The sequence below is a fragment of the Bacteroidia bacterium genome, from assembly GCA_019695265.1.
In the GTDB taxonomy this organism is placed as follows: domain Bacteria; phylum Bacteroidota; class Bacteroidia; order JAIBAJ01; family JAIBAJ01; genus JAIBAJ01.
This window is the reverse complement of the sequence record JAIBAJ010000175.1, coordinates 1-4,441: the sequence shown is the minus strand read 5'-3', so window position 1 is coordinate 4,441 and position 4,441 is coordinate 1. Positions and strand designations below refer to the sequence as shown.

Here is a 4,441-nt window from a genome sequence, read left to right as displayed (position 1 = left end):
AGCCGAAACAACTGTTACCGGGTTTTCCATGTCGAAATTTGGAATATAAAATTACAACTTTTCTGAGCAGCCCAAGCTTTTTCCTGATTAAGAAGGGAAAATTGCCGGGAAAAGGGCAGTCTGCCTTGATCCAAAATCTGCAAATGAATTCTATTCCGGCTTGAAACTACTTCAAATACATGGATTTCAAAACGGTTTTTACTTCAAATTAGGGCTGGTAAAAAACACGCCAATCCTATATTTTCATTTTTTTAAGGTCTTATTTTTCCTGACCGGTAGCACTGATTTTTCAATAATCCCAAATGGACCAATAGGAGGATTCCAAATCCGTACTGCTTGATTTTGTTGGGCTTACCCCTCCCGTAGCATTTCGGGTAGAGATTGTGCATTTCTAATGCGGAATCTGGGTTTATAAAAGCCTTCGGATTATTTATAAATTAAAATTGGTAGTACAGTCCATGAACCATTTTAAGTTTATTTTACCAAAACAAATGCTTACGATGGAACTTAAGGACTGAAAACCTTAAATTTGGACTTTGATTTCAATAATTTGCGGCCTTGGTTAAATTTGCTCATCTTCTAAATCCGGTTTATGCTCCTGCAGCTTCTGATTTGGGAATAGCACAACCTATTACCTTTGAAAGCATTCGTTTGGCGAAAGACTTTGCTCGAAATCAAGTTCAAGTTCAATGCTATACCACCCAGTTTGAAGAAGACCTTCCGGCCATTCCTCCGGGATTTATTCCTTTGTCAAACCTTGACCAATCGGTACTGGATTTTTACCCCAATTTATCCGGTCGAAAACTTCCGCTTATTCGCTCTATACTTGAAAAGTCGAAGGAGATTACCGAGTTTGATTACCTGATTTATACCAATATGGATATCGGATTAATGCCCTCCTTTTATGTGGCGTTGCTTTCTTACATCGAGAAAGGTCATGATTGTGTGGTGATAAACCGAAGACGCCTATCAAAAAAATACCGCAACCCTTCTGGGTTGCCTGAGATTTATGCCGATTTAGGCCTTTCACATCCCGGATTCGACTGTTTTGTGATAAAAAAGGACCTGTTGCCTCGCTTTGTTTTGGATGATATTTGTGTGGGTATCCCTTTTTTAGAAGCCGCATTGGTTCACAATGTCATGGCTTTCGGTCAACATACGAACTGGGTTATGGATGCCCATCTTACCTTTCATATTGGATTGGATGTACTTAAAGAAAGCCGAAAAAGCGATCCATTTTACCTGCATAACCGAAAGGTGTTTTTTAAGAAGATTTATCCTCAGATTAAATCGAAATTAGCCTTGAAAAACTCACCTTACGCCAGGGAGGGTTTTTTCGAACGGATGTTTAAGTATGGACTTAATCCAAGCATCTTTTTTAAAGACTGGGCTGAATTACAGTCCAACTCCTGGAAAGAGCAAATTAGAAACGGAATAAACGAATTGCGTTGGCGACTCTTACAAAAATAGTTGGAGTATAGCATCTAATACCGAATGGACATTATGTATAGTCCAATTTTATGTATTAATTCTTCTTGAGAAAATTGGCCTAACATTCTGTATCCTCGGTATTTACCAATCTAAATTTATAAAAGCATTCTGACTATTTATAAATTAAAATTGGTATAATTTACGATGCGTTTGACCTTACCCAAGTTGAAATCTGAAAAATTCCAATCCTCCTTATCCAATCGAATCCACCCGATAAATTTGTTCCAAGCGAGGTTGGTTTTTTACAAACTGATCTTTGGTTAATGCATAAACTTCAAAAAGTTCGGATGCTTTTTTTATCCATTGGAATCCCAAAAAGGAATTGTATTGAATAGCTTGTTGGTTGCTGCTTTTTACTTTGGCAAAAAGGGTTTCCAAACCCAATTCTCCAAAGGCCAAATTCATAATATACAAGGAGGCCGGAATGGCACTGCCGGTACCATGGAATTTTTCATTTCCCACAAACAAGCCTACCTGGGCCGATTTGGTTGAAAAGTCAATTTCAGCCAAATGCACCAAACCGATAGGTATTAGATTTTGAGAAAAAACAAAGTACTTTCGGGAGGAGTCTTGTTCTAAATTTTTGAACCAATTCAACTGCATTTCTGCTGTAATAACTTCCTGAAATTCCATGTTCAGTCTCACCGAGTCCTGGTTGCGCCAAAATCGCACCAATTCCAGGTGATTTTGGGTCAATGGTTCGATTTGGAACTTAGCTTTCTGAATCATAGATTCTGGCATTGATGACGCTTAAACCCTGGCTTTGAATCCAGATGCGTCGTAAGAATTCGCCTACTACCCCAATTGAAAACAGGATTAATCCGGTTGAAAAGAATATGGAAACAATGATGGAAGTAAAACCCAGTTCCACATCATGGCTTAATTTGTTGTAAATATACCTTAAACCAAGGGCAAAGCAAACAAAGGAAATGCTTAGTCCAAGCCTGGTAATAAACTTCAAAGGGAAGGAGGAATGAAAAATCACAATGCGGATGGCCATACTTACCAGTTGAAAGAAGCTGTAATTGGATTTATTTCTTAGTCCAACCAAATGTTTTACTTTCACTTTGGATCTTCTTTTGGATCCTGAAATCAGGTAATCTTCCAGAAATTGAATTTTTTCATGGCTATTTAGATTTCCTTCCAACACTTTTCGCTTAAAAACCCGAAAGGAGGTAACATCGGTGTAATCAACCTGGGTAGTCCATTTCAAAAATTTTTGCAAAACCAAGGTTCCGGCATTTCGCAAACGGTGGTGCTTTTTGTCATCGTAGGTGCCATAAACCAAATCAGCATCTTCTTGTTGCATGGTTTGCACCAATAAGTCGATTTGAAACGGATCGTGTTGTAAATCATCGTCCATGGTGGCAATTACTTTGCTTTTGCCAACCCTTACTCCGGTAATTATGGCATTGTGCTGACCAACATTTTGGGCTATTCCAACCAAGGTATAGGATAGTCCTGAACCCGGTAATACTTTCCTCAACTCTTCCAGGGTACCATCTAAGCTGCCATCGTCTACAAAGATAAAATGAGGCTTTAGGCTTGTGCTTTCTTTCCAAGCCAAAAGTTTAACTAACAATGGTTTAAGTAGTTGTTTTGAATAGTAGGTTGGTATGATTACATCAATTTTCATTCCGAACAGATACCCCGAGTTTGCATGACGAAGATAGGGTAATTATTCCGGATGCAATTGAAAAACCTACGCCGAACCCTGAAAGTAACAGATTTAGGTCATTTCTTTGTTTGGGCAATTTCGCTACCAAGGTGGCCGGAATGCTGGCTGAAGAAGTGTTTCCAAACAAATCAAGACTATATAAACATTTTTCTTCCGGACATTTTAGCGCCTTGCGAATGGATTCATTGATCAACCGATTGGCCTGGTGACAAACCAAGGCATCCAAATTATCCATTTCTGAATGGGAAAAGCTAAGCAATTGTGCAATGTTTTTAGGGACAAATTGTGCCGAATACTTAAACACTTCCAACCCATCCATTTCCATTTGGGCGCCGCCTTCATGTGGTTTGGAATAAATGGCAAAAGCTCCTTTTCCAAACGATTCCAGGTTAAACCAGGATTCCGACTTTGCGCTGGTTTTAGCTATTCCAGAAACGGAAATGCCGTCTGAAAACAAAGCTCTTATTCCGGTGTTTGCCGGGGGAATAAACCTGGAGGATAAGTCTCCCACGCAAAGCAAGGCTTTGGCCGATGAAGGTTGTAAGGAGGCCAGCAAAGAATACACCAAATGTAAACCATACACATAACCCGAGCATCCTAAATTTACGTCAAAGCACAAGCAAGAAGCCGGCAATTCCAAATTTCCATGAAGGCGATTGGCTATGGATGGATAGGCCATATCGCTTGTTTGGGTAATGCAAACCAACACAGCAATGTTCTCTTTTTCCCAACCCAGATCTTGTATAACTTCCCTGCAACCTTGTTCCATATAATCCTGGATAGGGTTGTTGGAGTTGGGATATACCACTCTGTGAAATATCCCGGTTTTTTCTTTAAAGTTCCGGGCTTCATCTTCCGACATTAGTTCCGAATTGGATTCTGAATGGCTTGGATAAACCATTCGAATGCCTTGCAGCTCCATGGTGGAAAAATGAGAAAGCGCCATGTTAAGTAATAGGCTGAACGACTATAAAAATATCCCTAAAGGTTTTACAAGCGGCCAAATCGGATGAAGATAAAAACACCCCTGTTTCATCGGCTAAACGGGATATGAGAAAAAGGGCATTTAATGAACTCCATGATTTAAATTGCCTGAACTCAAAATCGAGCGAATGAAAATCCGCTGCTGTTGCCCCCAGTTCGTCCTGGATAAATGTTAAAAAACTTTCTTCCGTAAAAGCCATTACCTTAAACCACTTAAAGGTGTTAAACAAACCCAACCCGGATGGGCTAGACTCTCGTGGTTGCAAACTTAATGTTTTATTTTTCCCA

5 protein-coding genes are annotated in these 4,441 nt (G+C 39.6%); 1 reads left to right on the top strand and 4 read right to left on the bottom strand.

Annotation, left to right across the window (positions count from 1 at the left end; genetic code table 11):
- The first annotated feature begins 558 nt into the window (after positions 1 to 558).
- Complete coding sequence (locus K1X82_14920; GenBank protein ID MBX7183402.1) at positions 559 to 1,470, top strand: hypothetical protein; 912 nt, start codon at positions 559 to 561, stop codon at positions 1,468 to 1,470.
- Between the two features lie 213 nt (positions 1,471 to 1,683).
- Here the strand turns inward: K1X82_14920 and pseH are convergent, their stop codons facing one another.
- From pseH to K1X82_14900, 4 genes are all read right to left on the bottom strand, one after another.
- The gene (gene pseH / locus K1X82_14915) at positions 1,684 to 2,220 is read right to left on the bottom strand and encodes a UDP-4-amino-4,6-dideoxy-N-acetyl-beta-L-altrosamine N-acetyltransferase (protein MBX7183401.1); all 537 of its coding nucleotides are present in this window, start codon (positions 2,218 to 2,220) and stop codon (positions 1,684 to 1,686) included.
- On the bottom strand, positions 2,204 to 3,127 hold the full coding sequence (locus tag K1X82_14910) for a glycosyltransferase (GenBank protein MBX7183400.1): 924 nt from the start codon (positions 3,125 to 3,127) through the stop codon (positions 2,204 to 2,206). Before K1X82_14910 ends, pseH begins: the two co-directional genes overlap by 17 nt.
- A complete protein-coding gene (locus K1X82_14905) occupies positions 3,117 to 4,115 on the bottom strand; it encodes a hypothetical protein (GenBank protein ID MBX7183399.1) in 999 nt (332 codons plus the stop codon). The genes K1X82_14910 and K1X82_14905 overlap by 11 nt, the downstream gene beginning before the upstream one ends.
- Position 4,116: 1 nt before the next feature.
- A partial coding sequence (locus tag K1X82_14900) for a hypothetical protein (GenBank protein ID MBX7183398.1) occupies positions 4,117 to 4,441 on the bottom strand: 325 nt, incomplete at its 5' end.